Origin of the sequence: Photorhabdus caribbeanensis (genome assembly GCF_018448885.1) — a bacterium.
Lineage (GTDB): Bacteria > Pseudomonadota > Gammaproteobacteria > Enterobacterales > Enterobacteriaceae > Photorhabdus > Photorhabdus caribbeanensis.
In genome coordinates, this window is the sequence record NZ_RCWB01000004.1 from 70383 (window position 1) to 86174 (window position 15792).

A 15792-nucleotide genomic window follows, 5' to 3' on the forward strand; every position below is an offset into this window, starting at 1 on the left:
ACAATGCACTGGTATTTAAATGTATTAAAGAACTATGCATATTTTAGAGGGCGAGCCGGGCGTAAAGAATTCTGGTACTTTTTTCTGTTCCAGATCCTGGCTGTATTTATTATCTCTTTCCTTGAACGCTACTTCGCCATTGCCAATCCTGAAGTTTATATGGGCTGGTTCAGCGCTGTCTATCTGCTACTCACGTTTTTGCCTGCGCTAGCAGTGAATGCCCGCCGCCTGCACGACATCAACTGTAGCGCTTGGTGGTTACTGCTGCATCTCATACCGTTTATCGGCACTGTTATCCTGCTGATTCTCGCTAGTCTGAAAGGGAGTGCTGGCAACAATAAATATAGCTCAGATAGCCGGACTCACTCATAGGGAAGCTCTCCAGACCTGCGGGTGATTTCAAAATCATGACAGGAGTGTTGAAATGACAATGAATAGAAGAGACTTTATCTCTACCGTCGCGACGCTCGCGGGGGCGGGAGTGCTTTCATCCGTACTTCCCAACTTATCCCTGCTCGCCCGGACCTTAACTGCGGCCGATGCTCCGGCCGTCAATATTGATAAGCTGCGGCCGACACTGTTGGAGGATGCTCAGCATAGAGCCAGCCGGTTGGCGCTAGACCCGCGCATCTGGAGCTGGCATAAAGACGCGGCTGCTGACACCATGCCAGCCAACTATTATGAAGCTTCTTTGGCTGACTGGTCAGCTTTTGGAAGCTTGCCTGGAGACCAGAATTGCGAGGTTGTGGTTATCGGTGGAGGGTTGCTTGGCGCTTCCACGGCATTGCATCTGGCTGAAGCGGGAGTGGACGTGATTCTGGTTGAAAAGGATAACATTGGTTCAGGCGCTTCTGGCCGCAATGGGGGACAAATAACCCCTGGGCTTGCACGCTGGGAAGCTAAGACCATGCTGGAAAAACTTTCATTCGATGAGGCTAAACGCTTATGGCGTTTTGCATCTGTTGAAGCGATGAATCTCGTGGATGAACTCCGTGAGCGTTATAGTTTCGAATGTGACCGCAAATATGGTCATATCACGGTTGCGTTGCACGCAGGCCACATGGGGCCGTTAGTGGCTAATGCCGATGCCCGGCGCCATCTGGGAGATACGGCGATGAAGGTTATCGGGCCGCAAGAACTACAGGAAGAGTATTTGCGTTCGGGCATCTATCATGGAGCGAATATCGACAGTATCGGTGGGCAGATCCAGCCTCTGGCACTATTGCGTGGCTTGGTTTATGGTTTCGCCAGACTGGGTGGGCGAATCTATGACAGCACGAAAGTGAAAGACATCAGACAGGATACTGGCGGCACAGTCGTAGAAACTGAGCATGGGACTATCAAGGCAAGCAAAGCCGTGGTGTTGGGTGTGCATGTCTCCACGGGTGAGTTTATCTCCGGCCCTTCCACCACGGTGCCTTTTTTCTCCTACGTGGCGGTAACGCCTCCGTTGCCAGTAGATGTCAAAGAACTGATCCCGTCAGATCTGCCAGTCTACGATACACAGCTACAGGTCGACTACTATCGTGCGGTGCGCAACAATCGCCTGCTGTTCGGGGGACAAGGTACTGGCAATTCCTGGTCTCCGCGTGATGTGAACAACTATCTGCTTAAGCGTATTAGAACCGTGTTCCCGCAGTTGGAAAAAGCCGAACTAGAATATTCTTGGGGCGGGATTAGCGATCTGACCCTGAACGGCGCCATCGATGCTCGCAAGAGCGGCGACAGAGTACCGGTGTATATGGTACATGGCTGGAGTGGTCATGGAGTGGTGCAGACGGTGCGCATTGGCAAGGCTATCAGTGACGATCTTACCAGACGCAACGACGATTTTACCATGCTTACCCGCATTGACCACACGAGTATCCCTCTGGGTTCCTATCTCTCTCCGGTAGCCATTCCGTTGGCCAAGAGTATTCTGGGAGTGATAAGCACCCTTAATCCGGCAGATATGGTTTCGTTCTGAGCAGCAGGGTGTAGGGTTTCGGGAGTTAATGTCGGTTATATTTGCATTGGTTGATATACCATAATAAACGAGCATGACTCTTTTTTACCGGGGTCCTGACCGGAGGTCTGAATATACTAAGCATTTAGGGGTTCTTTAACCAAAGCTCCCATTTGTTCTCTGGCTCGCTCCTAACCCTTGCTACGTCTGGCTTGAGAGGGAAATATCGTTTTCTGCACTCACCAATAGTAATAGTATTTCAATAACCTTTTGAATATTAATGCTTTTATCTTTATTGCAGAATTCATATTTCCCTAGAAAGCTTAAATGTGAGAGCTGAAAAAACAATTATAAGTTTCCGGTCAATGAATCGGCTGATAATTCACATTAAGACGTTGAGCCAATCTCTCAAGTCGCTTATCCAATGTCCAAAGTCTTGCTCCTGGCGTTATTAAGGTTGATGTCAGCAACGTAATATCAATAAAACCACATCCAAGCCCGTACAGTTTTTCACTTTCAATAAACGCCATCACTTCGGCAATACTGGCCTGATGGCTCGGTGGTAAGAGACCTAGATCACCAAGTGTTCGCAGTCTTGGAGCCGGAGGGGTACCACATGCTATCTCTGCCAATACCATTGGATGAATCAGAACCAGATTCCAGCTCAGCAACTGAATCAACCCGTCATTCCGGTTTTTGAAATGGTCAACCCAGACGGATGTATCAACCAAAATAGTCATTATACGGATGGCTCCTCGCGGCGGCGGGGAATCATCTGCATTTCAGGCGATGTACCGCCGAGCGAAGCGAGCCGCTTTGCCGCCTGCACCTGAACAAACGTTTTCATCGCTTCCCGGAAAATATCAGCTTTGTCCATGCCAGGATCGGCCATTTCCAGCGCCTGTGCATACAGCGCATCATCAATCGTGACAGTAGTTCGCATTTGATTACCTCATTGATTCAGATATTGATGCAATATTGCATCAATATCTGAATCAATGCAAGAGCATAAATCATTGGGGACAATTATGTTAACCTGTTGAGCCAAAGCCCCCATTTAGGAAAAATGGGACATAATTCATAAAATCAAAATTACCTCACCGATATGTCTTAAACGAGCACTCTTGGAGTAACTCTCTATAAGTATTCTGTGTTTCACTAAGTAATTATTGATAACGTCACAGTATGATCTGGGTCAATAAATATCTCAAATAGTACCTGTGATAACGCGATACTAATGAGGAACAGCAAATGGACCGTATGCTAGAAGGTAAGGTTGTCATTGTTACTGGCGGCGCGAGTGGTATCGGAGCCGGTATTGCATTAGCTGCGGCGCGTCATGGCGCAGCGACCGTAATTATCGGCGACATCACTGATCAGCCCCGAGAGGGAGGAACGCCAGTGCTTCAGCGCCTTAATTCGCTTGGTACAAAAGCCATATTCCACCGGTGTGATGTCACCTCACGGAGCAATATGGATGCATTGGTCGATATCGCTACACCGTTCGGTGGTGTTGATTTGATGGCTTGCAATGCCGGAATTGCATTAGCTACCGACGGTCCACAGATTAGTGCAGATGATTTTCACAAATTACTTACAGTCAACCTTGATGGCGTTTTATTTGGCGCACAAGCTGCTGCTGAGCAGATGATAAGACTGGGAAAACGCGGAAGTATTGTGGCAACGTCAAGTATGGGATCTATTAGGACAGGACAACTTACAACCGCCTATTCCACTAGCAAAGCTGGAGTGAATATGATGGTGGCCGCATTGGCTGATGCTTTTGGGCCGTCAGGTATTCGTGTTAATGCCGTATGCCCAGGACTGATCAATACCGCACTTCCTCTTTCCTCGCCGGAAGTCGCGAAAATGTTTGATGGGTTACGGGAGAGGATGCCTCTCCGCAGATTGGGCGAGCCGGAAGAGGTAGGAAATGCGGTTGTATGGTTAGGATCGGATCTCGCATCGTTTATAACCGGCGTATCACTGCTAGTCGATGGCGGACAAACAGTAGTACTGTGAGAACACGTATTTTAGGGCGGTTGGTTATTAATGGCTGTTTTTCAATTATATGCTGGAATTCTTTATATAGAATCAACAGAACCGAATATTTTCGCCAGTTTTACCAATTGAGCAATTTCATCATTGGAGGCGCCATTTCTGAGGATATCCAGTACCGTTGTGGATTCAGCTAGATCGATACCAAGATTAAATGTCTTGATTTTACGGAGGAAAAAACCGCACTTTTTTACGCCGCTGACTGGACCTAGATTAGCCAGTATTTCTGGAACACCTTTTAAGTATCCTTTATTGCTAGTTTTCTTATTTACCGAAAACTGGAACACAGGATATAAATTCTCTACTCCCCAATTTAATACAATGAGTTTATGATTTTCACCATATTTATTTACTGTTGGCCGAGTCACTCCTAATATATCTGCAACCTTACTGGACTTATAAACACCACCATATTCCCCAATATGAGCCAGAAAAGCGTTTCTAGTTTCGATAAATTCCTCGTGCTCCTTCTTTTCTGGTGTGATATTTGCCACTATTTCAATATAGTCAGCTCGTCCTTTGACTTCGGTCCAAAATTCATCATCAGGGAGGGTTAACAACAGAGAAATACTCTCCGAGTCTTTGTTTTTAAGCACATTAATAAAATGATCAGCAAGATTGATGATGCGTGCTTTGACCAGTTCAGACTGATCAAATCCGCTTTTCGGTTTTACTGTCCGGTCATTGGGCTGTTTTGCTGATGTCTCCATTAGCACCTCAATGGTATTTTGCAATTTCGAAAAATTAGCTTACAGGAAGAAGAACTTTTTCACCAATCTCTTTTTAAAAAGTCATACCAGTCGGTGATGCGGTTCAACTCTTCTAACCGTTAATTTTCCTGTACTACTATTGGTGGGAATATATATGCCAGTATGGCCATACTGGTCTCCTGATAAATCTTCTACAAATGCTACTGACAATAAGGTCATCAAGTATTGATTTGCTTTAATTCCCTCCTAATTTGATAATAATTTAACTAGATTATTATTGACTACTTTTGAATTTTATTTTCTATTGAAAGAAAAATCGAAGTGGATGTGGATGCCGGAGGTTGAAATTTACCAAGATTATCTACCGATGGTTCAATCGCAAAAATGGTGAGTGTTAGTTGACTTAGGCAAAGTTACAACTGATCCTTAAAACGCCAAGTTATCTAGTAAAGTGGAAAAGCCTGTTTAAATCTCACTTATCATATTAAACGTAACCCAATAAAAAGGATCGTCGAAATAAATAAGAGGTATATATGCATAGCCAAATTAATTCATTGCCCCAATATATGTTAGCGATCAGCATCACTAAGCCCGGAGGCCCGGAGAAATTGCATCTGGTTCAGGTTCCGCTGCCGCGGCCGGGAAAAGGCTACTTGTTGGTAAAAGTGGCTGCGGCAGGTGTTAATCGGCCTGATATATTTCAAAGAATGGGTTCTTATCCACCACCACCTGATGCATCACCATTGCCGGGTTTGGAGATTGCCGGAGAGGTGGTTGCCAAAGGTGAAGATTGTGAACGCTGGAATCTTGGCGATAAAGTTTGCGCCCTTGTTGCCGGAGGCGGTTACGCCGAATATTGCCTGGTACATGACTCTGTTGCCTTACCTATCTACGGTTTGGATTTTGTTCAGGCAGCCGCATTGCCAGAAAACTTTTTTACCGTCTGGGCCAATGTTTTTCAGGCCGGCAAGTTAAAACAAGGAGAAAATTTGCTGATTCACGGTGGTACCTCAGGGATAGGCAGCGTCACTATTATGTTAGCAAAAGCCTTTGGCGCCAGAGTCATTACTACCGTCGGCTCTGATGAGAAAGCTAAAGTTGCACACAGTTTAGGTGCTGACTTTGTTATTAATTACCGTAAAGAAGATTTTGTTGATCGGGTATTGAAAATCACCGGTAATCATGGCGTTGATATGGTTGTTGACTTAATCGGCGGTGATTATGTCAATAAAAACTATAAGGTTGCGGCTAAATTCGGGAGAATTATTCAGATTGGCATGATGAAAGGAAACCCTGAAAATCTTAATCTGATGCCCTTAATGCTAAAACGCCTGACTCACACGGGTTCTACATTACGTTCTCGCAGTGTAGAGGAAAAAGCAGAGATAGCCAGGGAATTGGAAAAACAGGTCTGGCCATTATTGAAATCAGGAAAAGTCAGTCCATTAATTTGTAAAGTTTTTGATCTGAAAGATGCTGCTGATGCACATCGAATGATGGAAGCCGGTGATGTTATCGGCAAGGTTATGTTGGTAAATGTATCATCTTAATAGTACTTCTGCTTAAATCAGGGCTATTTTAATTTGTAGCCCTGCATTCTATCTACTAACCACTTCATGTTAAAAAAATCCTTATAATTTTCAAGGTTAATAACAAATAAGTCCCTATTTTCCTCTGTTTTTTGATTTGTTTTTATTCGTTCTTTGTCCTCGCGCACAAAATCAGAATTTATATTTAACGTCATTGTTAATATTTTAACAAATATAGTCTATATCTATTAACAAATGATCGTTTATAGATATGTTAATGATTAATCTATTCCACCTGATAGATTTTTCTTAATGTCTAGAATAATGAGGTATGACCAGCTATTGGTAAGTTAGGTGGCATATAATTTTCTGTCTGAACATCAGAGAATGATAGTGATTTTATTAACAAGTAAAGAATTTCAGAATCTCTCTGTTGCTGACAGCCGTTTTTGTTAGTTGAAAGGGTAATGTGATATGACCAAGCAGTTTACTTCGCACTTAAACATTGATGCGTTGTTTTTAGGCCCTAAATCAGAAAATACGGTTTTTTTTAGAGAAATGATGGAATATGCCGTAAGTGAACACATGCACTGGCGTTCTGATTTTCACCCGGAAGATCCCGCCTTAGTGACCTCGGTTGATCGTTATGCACCTGATTATAGAGAAACACTTTATCGGACAGAGGGTATTCTGAACCAGCTATCTGCCAAACTGAAAAACACCTCTATTCCCTGGTTTTCTCCTCGCTATATGGGGCATATGAATGCCGATACCCTGATGGTTTCCAATCTCGCTTATGTCATGGCAATGATGTACAACCCGAACAATTGTGCTCACGAATCATCACCGACAACAACGGAGCTAGAAATTGAAGCAGGGCTGGATCTATGCCGGATGTTTGGTTATGACCCTCGCCGAGCCTGGGGACATATTACATCAGGAGGAACCGTCGCCAATTATGAAGGGCTATGGGTTGCGCGTAATTTAAAAACCATGCCTCTTGCCATTGCACAACATCCACAATCCAGTGATCTGGTCGCAAATAAATCAGAACAACAACTGTTGAATATGTCGCCATCAGATATTCTGGATTTGACGGATGAATTAAAAAAACGTGGCATTTTCGAAGAAGTTCGTGAACTTTCTTGCCGTGGCGCCGGAATAAAGCAGGGGAGGTTAGGCAAGGTCCTGGTTCCACAGTCGAAACATTATTCATGGATGAAAGCAATGGATATTCTAGGAATTGGTCAACAGCATATCGTGCCATTGCCGGTCGATGCGAATTATCGTACCGATGTTGAAAAAATGCGTGAAATTACATTTGACCTGATAGAGCAGGGGGAGCCGATTCTGGCGATGGTGACTGTAGTTGGAACGACGGAAGTAGGAGCTATTGACCGAGTTGATGAAGTTATTGCGTTGCGTAAAGAGTGTGAGGAGCGTTACGGCGTCTCATTTTATGTGCATATTGATGCTGCTTATGCAGGTTATGCCAGCGCGATGTTCCTCAATGAACGGGGAGAGTTTATGGAATATGATGAACTTATCCGTCGTTATCATGAATTGGCGATCATTCCCGAAGAAATTATTTGGCCTAAACCTGAAATTTACCAAAGTTTCCGAGCCATGTGTCAGGCCGATTCAATCACCGTAGATCCTCACAAAGTTGGATTTATTCAATATGCCGCCGGTGCGGTATGTATGAAAGATAAGCGTATTGTTGACCTAATTTCCTACCGTGCGGCTTATGTTTTTGAAGATGTTGATACTCAACCAGAGCAAGCCATTGACCGGCATGTCGTACTCGGCGCCTCTATTATGGAGGGATCTAAAGCCGGAGCTATCGCCGCCGCAATTTGGGCCGCGCACCGATTGGTTCCACTTAATATCAGCGGCTATGGAAAAGTGATTGCTGCCGGTATTGTCACCGCTAACTGGATGATTAAAAAACTTTTAACCGCAGAACCATTAGTTGTTGGCAAACGTCGGTTTGAAATTCATACCATGCCAAATCCTGATTTCCATATGGTCAATTTTACTTTTAAAGAGCAAGGAAATAATGACTTAAGTCACCATAACCGTCTTAATAAACGGATGTACGAACTTTGTTCGTATGCCTCTGGACGTAGTTACACCAATGATTTTTTGACTTCTTCCACCTCCCTTGGTTATGGCGAATATGGTGATACGCCTTGGCACTACGTTAAAAGTTGCGGTTTTGACCAAGAAGAATGGCAGAAAGTCCACAGTTTATATGTTTTACGTGCTGCTGTGATGACTCATTGTTTACGTAATGCTGACGACTTTGACGAGTATTGGGAAAGGCTCCAAAAAATTTTCATTCACAAACTGACTCAGATTGTTGATGAAGAAGAAAAAAAGAAAGTGGCCTGATTTTCTATTATTAAAAATTTGTTGTTTATTCGAAGGGAAAAAAACGTGAAGAACCGTACTTTTGGCAGTACTTTTATTATCGCCGGAACGACCATAGGTGCTGGTATGTTAGCCATGCCATTAGCCACCGCCGGTGTAGGATTTGGTGTCAGTTTGATCATGTTGGTCGGCTTGTGGGTTTTGATGAGTTACACCGCATTATTGCTGGTTGAAGCTTATCAATATGAGTCTCCTGATACGGGATTAGGGACACTTGCTCAACGTTATCTTGGTAGCGGCGGCAAAATATTAACGGGTTTCAGCATGATGTTTCTAATGTATGCGTTAACATCAGCATATATTAGCGGCGCTGGGGAATTACTGACAGTCAACCTCAATAAATGGCTTAATTTATCTCTGCCTGCTTCTGTGGGCGTTATTCTGTTTACGGTAATTGCCGGAGGAATCGTTTGCATTGGCACCAGTTCAGTAGATATGGTTAATCGGGTTATTTTCAGTGCAAAAATTATTTTCTTGGTATTGATGTTGGGGCTGATGATGCCGCATGTTCAGCATGCTAACCTACTGACACTACCATTAAAGCAAGGGTTAATATTATCTTCAATTCCGGTGATATTCACATCGTTTGGTTTTCACGGCAGTGTTCCCAGTATTGTGAAATATATGAACGGCGATGTACGTCGGCTCCGTTGGGTGTTTATTATCGGTAGCGCAATTCCGCTAATTACTTATATTTTCTGGCAATTGGCGACATTAGGCAGTATCAATTCCAACACGTTTGTTGATATCTTAGCTGAAAACGCAGGGCTGAATGGCTTATTACACAGCATTCGTGAAGTTGTTGCTTCACCGAAAACTGAACTTGCAGTACAAATGTTTGCTAATCTAGCGCTCGCAACCTCATTCCTCGGTGTTACACTTGGCCTGTTTGATTTTCTGGGTGATCTATTTAAACGCAAAGATAACATAACCGGGCGTATGCAAACCGGTTTGCTGACTTTCGTTCCACCCTTGATTTTCGCGCTATTTTACCCAAAAGGTTTTGTGATGGCGTTGGGGTATGCCGCGGTCGCGCTGTCAATTTTGGCATTATTGTTGCCTAGCCTCCTGGCATATAAATCCCGTCAGCAAAATGAACGTCGATACCGGGTACCTGGTGGTAAACCTGTACTATTACTGGTATTTGCCTGCGGTATTGCAGTAATAGCAATCCAAATTGGCATAGTCAGTGGAATATTGCCGAAAGTAGGGTGAATACAGGGTTATCAAAGACAGGTTATTTTTTTGATCCAAATAAGTTCTTTTTTGCCCTAAAGCGTATTCTCTGACAGACTGCTAGCATAATAGACCTATTAGCGGAGGCAATTATGAATCATACCCGTTACGAAACTGATGTGGTCGCTTGGGCAAATGAACAGGCAGCGTTATTACGTGCCGGTAAATTCTCTGAGATTGATATAACCAATATTGCTGAGGAGATCGAAGACGTGGGCAAGAGCGAACAGCGTGAGTTGGCTAGCCGCATGGCAGTATTAATTGCTCACTTATTAAAATGGAAATACCAACCAAGCCATAGAGGAGCAAGTTGGGAAAGAACAATTAAAGCGCAAAGAAAAGAGATTCTTTATGGTTTAAAAGAATCTCTTAGTTTAAAGACAAAGTTAGATGATCCAGACTGGGTTGATGTTGTCTGGTCTAAAGCCGTTGCCTCAGCAATGAACGAAACCGGATTAGATGCGTTTCCCGATGTATGCATTTGGGGTATGTCCCAGATACTGTCCTCTGAGTTTTATCCTGATTAGCAAAATTCTGTTTGCCCCGGTGAAAAACTAATATTAATTATAAGGAGTTAGATCATGGCGAAAGAATTATTTACTGCCACAGTAAAATCTATAGCTGGATTGAAAGTTGAATGTACATCAAGAGATTTCTCCTTTTATTTGGATGAACCGCGTAATTTAGGTGGTACTGATCAGGGGATGAATCCCGTTGAAGCTTTACTCTGTTCTCTCGGCGCTTGTAAATGTATCGTAGCAAAGGCTTTTGCTAAACTGCACAAAATTAACTTAATTGATATTCACGTTGATCTGGAAGGTGAGCTTGATACTGATGGTTTCACTGGTAGAAATAAACAAGCGAAATTAGGTTTCTCTAAAATAGTGACAAAATTTCATATTAAAGCGGATAATAGTGAAGAAGAAATTCATGCCTTTGTCGACTTTATTAATAAAACCTGCCCAGTTCACGATACCATTGAGAATGCACCGAGTTTTGTCACTGAAATATATTGTGAATAAAATATATGTTGTGCTGAAATAATTTAACAAAGAAAATGTTGTTTGAATTAATTTAAAAATCCTCTACAGTTAAGTAGAGGATTTTATTATAAGATTAAGAAAACCAAGTTTTATCTATCTCTTTATCCCACTGATAATAATATAAGAAATAATTACTATTGTTTAAAAACGTAAACCGTAGTTATATTACAACTTGGGTTTTCTATGCCAACTTTAATATTTAAACCCTGTGCATAAGCTTGGCTCAATAGCCTATTAATGTTTTCGGCGCTTGATCCTGACCAAATATAACCTGGTTTTCCACAGTTACCAGCTAAATTTCCGCTGAATGTATAAAAATAATGTGCAGGATTGTCCCAATCAGCTTTAATTTCTGCGACTTTAACAATACCACTATTTGTTTCCGCTGAAAATGCAGGAGCACTAATCATACCAATAAGAATAAATAACATAGATATCAATTTTTTCATACTCTACTCCTAGTTAATAATAAAGAAAATTTGACGCATTTGAAGTGTAAATTATGAAAATAATCTTTGCACCAACTTCATATTAATATAATAGGTGAATCTCCTGATAAATAATGCTAAAAGTTTTTCCATTGAAATAAGAAGTTAATAAAAACAACATGATAATTTTTATCAAAAAAATAAAGATTTTTATCATTAAATTCAGTATTATGTTGCAGATTTATTTTCTTCCTCTGCTAATTTATCAGTTATTTCTTTAGCAAGCTGATTACCACCATCTGGTACCATAATCATCAAACACCAACTCACTAACTGGTTATATTAAAACAACAAAAATCTATTCTCATAGCAAACTATTCATATCCAGATAATTCTGGTGATAAAGATGAAATGATTAATCACCTACTCTAATAAAATAACAACGATGAATTATTTACTTGATAAGCATGTTTTAATCTGGCTTTTTCTATTGGACGCTGTGAAGAAAAATTTTTAACAAATCTCTTTTATTAATAAATTTTTTAAAGTAGAAGTATATGTTTCTGGTGTATCCCATTACACTATTAATTAGATAATATACATCTTGTTAGTATAATAAAGGCTTCATCTATATGAACAAATCATCGTGCAATTCAGAATCAAAATTAAAATCTTATTTATGTATAGGAAATGAGGGAGTATCTGATGACCTTTTAGCGGTACTTAAAAGCAATTGTAGCAATTACCAGTCATCAGTAAAAAAATTCATAGAATTGCTTAAATATATTCAAAATAATAATATTAATACGGAATCATTTTATGAATTAGTAGCCCTTCATGAACTTGTAGCCCCACATGATTGTGCTGTAGTTTCTATGCTATCAATTCATTTTAATTTAGCCATAGGCACTATCGCTAACTTAGGAGTGCAAACTCCATATGTGAAAGAGCTTTACCAAAAACTTTGTTCAGGTCGTGCTATTGGAGTATATCTGGCAACCGAACTGGCTCACGGGAATGGTCTAATTGCAATTGATACACAGGCTAATTATCTCCCGGAAAAAGGTGTATTTATGTTGAATTCACCAAGCCCAAATGCCTATAAATTTATGCCTAATACTACACCTTGTGAGATACCCAAGGTGGCTGTAATTTTAGCTCAGCTAAATGTATCAGGAAAGAAATATGGTATTTTCCCATTCATCTTCCCCCTGTCCGTAAATGGAACATTAACTCCTGGAGTTAAAATTACTCCACTTGGCGATAAGCCAGGATTTTATTTAGATAACGCAATAACTTCATTTGATAATGTCGAAATTCCCTTTGAAGGGCTCCTGGCGGGCAATATGATAACATTGACCAGGGAGGGTAAAGTATCATTGCATATTAAAGAATTAAGAGAAAGGTTCTCGTTAATTACAAATAGATTACATTCAGGGAAGTTATGCATGGCAGTGATCTCAGTTACAGGGGCTAAATCAGCTCTTCATATAACGAGTACATATGGAAATAAACGACAAACATTCGGCTATTCAGGTATTATGCCAATAATTAATTATTCTCATTTCAAAGAGGGTATTGCCTGGGATACTTTGAGCACAATCACTCATGCGTTATACTTAAAAGAGCTAACAAGAAAAGTTTCAATTATATTATCAGAATCGACTAGAAACTTTAAATTTCCAGATGAATTACTTATTGAAATCATTACTACTAAGTCCTTGTGCACATGGCGTACACAAGAAATATTAATTAATTGTCGTGAACGCTGTGGCGCACAGGGTTTATTTACTCTTAACAAGATCTCCCCTTATTTGATATCTAATTTTGGTGCGATTACTTCGGAAGGTGATAATCTTGTATTATCACTAAAAGCCGGAAGAATGATCGTTCTCAATAAGATGAAAGAAATAGGTAAAACATCTTTCCAGTATAACCTATTTTCAATTTTGAATGATTATATGAAATTTTTATATGAAAAATTAAATAAATTAATAGCGAGTAACAATAAAAAAATAGACTTAGATATGCTTAATAAGCATAGTGGGGATTTTCTAGAGCTAGGCCAAACATATGCCGTTTTATCCGTGGTAACGACAACTATTGACACATACCACAACAATAATGATGATGATTTTTATATGATTATCGAAGGCTATCTCCTCGACTGGATTCATCGTACCATGAGCAACCTCCTGAGAAGTGAAATAATCAATTTACAGGAATCGCAAAAAATAGATGAGAGACGCATTGAATATATAGGTAAACATGCAGACAGAATAAACGATTATATTGCCTGTTTTGGCGTGGATAAAATTGGAGTCGAGACGCCAATATCAAGTGATGATCATATCTCTTGGTATGCAAATAATCATCATCAGTTAGAAAACAATTAATCATAAAACAGGTCTAAATTCGGTGACTAGTTAAAATGTCACCGTTAACGAAATTAACGAAATTAACGAAAGGGAGATTGGAGATTACCTATGTTATCTCGCTCTTTTTTCGTTAATGATTGCTTTAACCATTTTTTTTGCGCATAAATCGATTAGTATGCCGTGTTCCAGTTCACTATCAATGCATTGATAATATTACCCATTTCTAGTGAAGGAACTCATGATAATATTGGTATTAGATTAAAATAAAAATTCAATATGTTCATTTTGATTTGTAAGTATAATAAGAGGGATAATTTATGGTCATTATTTTAATAACGGCAATGTTTGTTTTATTATGATTAACCTTATAATATAGTCACTATATTTTTTAACAATTACCTGCCTTAATATCCTATTATTAATGAACTTCTTCAGAATAATAGCTATACTTTAACATAATAAAGTCGCTCTACACCATAATCTAAATACCTTTTAGATAACTTAAGTCAATATAGTGAGAAATAAATATGGATAATAACAGTAATAATATTGATGAAAAATTAAATATTGACCATCAAACCAAGCGTTCTCTGTCAGTATGGGCTCCTAATGATTGGATGGGGCAATTGCATGATGATAATCGACTTTTGAGTCATATCACTATTCCAGGAACACATGAAAGTTGCGCCCACAGGAACATATCGGGGCTTGCTAAATGCCAGGATTTGTCAATATCGGACCAATTGCAGCTAGGAATTCGTTATTTGGATATCCGATGTCATGCAGAGACGAATAATAGAGGATTTGTCATTAATGGCTATGAAGACAGGTGGATTTTCAAAATGCACCACGGGATCATCAATGAATACATCATATTCGATAAGGTAGTTAATGACTGTCAGAATTTTCTTAAAGCTAATCCATCAGAAACGATTTTGATGAGTATTAAGCAAGAGCAATCAAAGGAACCCGACGAATTATTCAATGCTATTTTCAAGCACTACAAGGACAAATACTCTCCGCTCTTTCATGATGACAGCCAAATTCCAAAGCTTGGTGATGTCAGAGGAAAAATTGTTATTATTTCAAGGAATAAAGGGTTGCCTGGGATTGCCTGGACATCAATGGATATTGAGGATCACTATGATAATCCCGGGAAAGAGGAGAAATATCATTTTGTCGTTAATCATCTCAACAAGGCATTGAAAGATAGTGGGGATACTCTATATCTGACTAACACGAGTGCATACAGTGGCCCTGATTTCACTCTTGATTATGCTTTTTACATGTACAAGAGCCTTAAGGATTGGCTTATTTATACCTACCAACCTGAACACCCAGGTTACGATAAGCCAACTCTCGGAATCGTAGCAATGGACTTTGTTGGCAGATGGAATAACGGCGATGTGGTTTCCCTACTTTATGAAGGCTGCAATTCTGACAAAATGCCAGGTTGTTCAAGTTCCAACTAGGTTAACAGGGCTTTTGGCTGGCCGATCACTTTGAAGTATCAATCAGACCAAATATGGAAGCTACTCCCAAGTATATCGATATTTGTCCAGAGCAACTTGGGACCCGTAGCTTTCTATTCTCCACGGAAAATATCGATATCCGATAATATAGCCTTGGAAGTCATTCCTGTTAAAGTAAATACCACCGTACTCATGACAATAGATTTGATAAAGAGTAATCACATTACATGTTGAAATAATGATATAAGGAAAGAATTACATACAAAAAATAGACATATTATAAACACTCATTTCACCTAAATTACATATATAAAAAACTGATAATAATCAGACTCCAAATAAAAGGAAAAAATCATTAATTGAGGGAATTATCAATTCTTACAAGGCTGGTTACTATGGCAAATAGAAATAATTCTTATCGCGGCTGTAAAGTTGACGTTTCGGGTTTTGGTCAAAGTTGTTGACCCAGATATAGCTGATACGTTGACCTTTCATATGCCTCCGATACTGAATGTGCCAGAAAATAATCTATGACATTTAATCGGGAGAGGCAAACAATT

General features: G+C 40.2%; 14 protein-coding genes. 10 read left to right on the plus strand and 4 right to left on the minus strand.

What is annotated here, in order from left to right; translation table 11 throughout:
- Nucleotides 1-3 precede the first annotated feature (3 nt).
- Nucleotides 4-372 (plus strand): DUF805 domain-containing protein, encoded by a 369-nt coding sequence (locus tag EAE90_RS04500; protein ID WP_214052462.1) that lies wholly within the window; start codon nt 4-6, stop codon nt 370-372.
- A 52-nt stretch (nt 373-424) separates the two neighbouring features.
- Entirely contained in the window at nt 425-1966 is a 1542-nt protein-coding gene (locus EAE90_RS04505) for an NAD(P)/FAD-dependent oxidoreductase (RefSeq protein WP_214052463.1), read from the plus strand.
- 341 nt (nt 1967-2307) lie between these two features.
- Here EAE90_RS04505 and EAE90_RS04510 read toward each other — a convergent pair whose 3' ends face one another.
- Nucleotides 2308-2685, minus strand: a complete 378-nt coding sequence (locus EAE90_RS04510; protein WP_214052464.1) for a type II toxin-antitoxin system VapC family toxin — start codon at nt 2683-2685, stop codon at nt 2308-2310.
- Nucleotides 2685-2888, minus strand: coding sequence for a type II toxin-antitoxin system VapB family antitoxin (locus EAE90_RS04515; protein WP_214052465.1), 204 nt, complete (start codon nt 2886-2888; stop codon nt 2685-2687). The genes EAE90_RS04510 and EAE90_RS04515 overlap by 1 nt, the downstream gene beginning before the upstream one ends.
- Before the next feature lie 308 nt (nt 2889-3196).
- Between EAE90_RS04515 and EAE90_RS04520 the strand changes: the two genes are divergently transcribed.
- Complete coding sequence (locus EAE90_RS04520) at nt 3197-3967, plus strand: glucose 1-dehydrogenase (RefSeq protein WP_214052466.1); 771 nt, start codon at nt 3197-3199, stop codon at nt 3965-3967.
- Nucleotides 3968-4029: 62 nt separating this feature from the next.
- Here the strand turns inward: EAE90_RS04520 and EAE90_RS04525 are convergent, their stop codons facing one another.
- Nucleotides 4030-4713, minus strand: a complete 684-nt coding sequence (locus EAE90_RS04525; protein WP_214052467.1) for a hypothetical protein — start codon at nt 4711-4713, stop codon at nt 4030-4032.
- Between the two features lie 533 nt (nt 4714-5246).
- Between EAE90_RS04525 and EAE90_RS04530 the strand changes: the two genes are divergently transcribed.
- The 5 genes from EAE90_RS04530 to EAE90_RS04550 all read left to right on the plus strand — a co-directional run bounded on the left by EAE90_RS04530 (nt 5247) and on the right by EAE90_RS04550 (nt 10933).
- Entirely contained in the window at nt 5247-6263 is a 1017-nt protein-coding gene (locus tag EAE90_RS04530) for an NAD(P)H-quinone oxidoreductase (RefSeq protein ID WP_214052468.1), read from the plus strand.
- Nucleotides 6264-6716: 453 nt separating this feature from the next.
- Complete coding sequence (locus tag EAE90_RS04535; protein ID WP_214052469.1) at nt 6717-8636, plus strand: pyridoxal phosphate-dependent decarboxylase family protein; 1920 nt, start codon at nt 6717-6719, stop codon at nt 8634-8636.
- Nucleotides 8637-8681: 45 nt separating this feature from the next.
- Nucleotides 8682-9890: a tyrosine transporter TyrP gene (gene tyrP / locus EAE90_RS04540; RefSeq protein WP_214052470.1), complete on the plus strand. Its 1209-nt coding sequence runs from the start codon at nt 8682-8684 to the stop codon at nt 9888-9890.
- A 113-nt stretch (nt 9891-10003) separates the two neighbouring features.
- Entirely contained in the window at nt 10004-10438 is a 435-nt protein-coding gene (locus tag EAE90_RS04545) for a DUF29 domain-containing protein (protein ID WP_214052471.1), read from the plus strand.
- Nucleotides 10439-10492: 54 nt separating this feature from the next.
- Nucleotides 10493-10933 (plus strand): OsmC family protein, encoded by a 441-nt coding sequence (locus tag EAE90_RS04550; protein WP_214052472.1) that lies wholly within the window; start codon nt 10493-10495, stop codon nt 10931-10933.
- Between the two features lie 155 nt (nt 10934-11088).
- Here the strand turns inward: EAE90_RS04550 and EAE90_RS04555 are convergent, their stop codons facing one another.
- Complete coding sequence (locus tag EAE90_RS04555; protein WP_214052473.1) at nt 11089-11403, minus strand: hypothetical protein; 315 nt, start codon at nt 11401-11403, stop codon at nt 11089-11091.
- A 611-nt stretch (nt 11404-12014) separates the two neighbouring features.
- Here EAE90_RS04555 and EAE90_RS04560 point away from each other — a divergent pair.
- The gene (locus EAE90_RS04560; protein ID WP_214052474.1) at nt 12015-13778 is read left to right on the plus strand and encodes an acyl-CoA dehydrogenase family protein; all 1764 of its coding nucleotides are present in this window, start codon (nt 12015-12017) and stop codon (nt 13776-13778) included.
- 509 nt (nt 13779-14287) lie between these two features.
- The gene (locus EAE90_RS04565) at nt 14288-15232 is read left to right on the plus strand and encodes a phosphatidylinositol-specific phospholipase C (RefSeq protein ID WP_214052475.1); all 945 of its coding nucleotides are present in this window, start codon (nt 14288-14290) and stop codon (nt 15230-15232) included.
- Nucleotides 15233-15792 lie beyond the last annotated feature (560 nt).

What these genes read in the sequence shown, in the direction of transcription:
- EAE90_RS04520 (WP_214052466.1), top strand. Translation starts at nt 3,197, where the DNA reads ATGGACCGTATGCTAGAAGGTAAGGTTGTCATTGTTACTGGCGGCGCG.
- EAE90_RS04510 (WP_214052464.1), bottom strand. Translation starts at nt 2,685, where the DNA reads ATGACTATTTTGGTTGATACATCCGTCTGGGTTGACCATTTCAAAAAC.
- EAE90_RS04525 (WP_214052467.1), bottom strand. Translation starts at nt 4,713, where the DNA reads ATGGAGACATCAGCAAAACAGCCCAATGACCGGACAGTAAAACCGAAA.
- EAE90_RS04555 (WP_214052473.1), bottom strand. Translation starts at nt 11,403, where the DNA reads ATGAAAAAATTGATATCTATGTTATTTATTCTTATTGGTATGATTAGT.
- EAE90_RS04545 (WP_214052471.1), top strand. Translation starts at nt 10,004, where the DNA reads ATGAATCATACCCGTTACGAAACTGATGTGGTCGCTTGGGCAAATGAA.
- EAE90_RS04550 (WP_214052472.1), top strand. Translation starts at nt 10,493, where the DNA reads ATGGCGAAAGAATTATTTACTGCCACAGTAAAATCTATAGCTGGATTG.
- EAE90_RS04500 (WP_214052462.1), top strand. Translation starts at nt 4, where the DNA reads ATGCACTGGTATTTAAATGTATTAAAGAACTATGCATATTTTAGAGGG.
- EAE90_RS04530 (WP_214052468.1), top strand. Translation starts at nt 5,247, where the DNA reads ATGCATAGCCAAATTAATTCATTGCCCCAATATATGTTAGCGATCAGC.
- EAE90_RS04565 (WP_214052475.1), top strand. Translation starts at nt 14,288, where the DNA reads ATGGATAATAACAGTAATAATATTGATGAAAAATTAAATATTGACCAT.
- EAE90_RS04535 (WP_214052469.1), top strand. Translation starts at nt 6,717, where the DNA reads ATGACCAAGCAGTTTACTTCGCACTTAAACATTGATGCGTTGTTTTTA.
- EAE90_RS04505 (WP_214052463.1), top strand. Translation starts at nt 425, where the DNA reads ATGACAATGAATAGAAGAGACTTTATCTCTACCGTCGCGACGCTCGCG.
- EAE90_RS04515 (WP_214052465.1), bottom strand. Translation starts at nt 2,888, where the DNA reads ATGCGAACTACTGTCACGATTGATGATGCGCTGTATGCACAGGCGCTG.
- EAE90_RS04560 (WP_214052474.1), top strand. Translation starts at nt 12,015, where the DNA reads ATGAACAAATCATCGTGCAATTCAGAATCAAAATTAAAATCTTATTTA.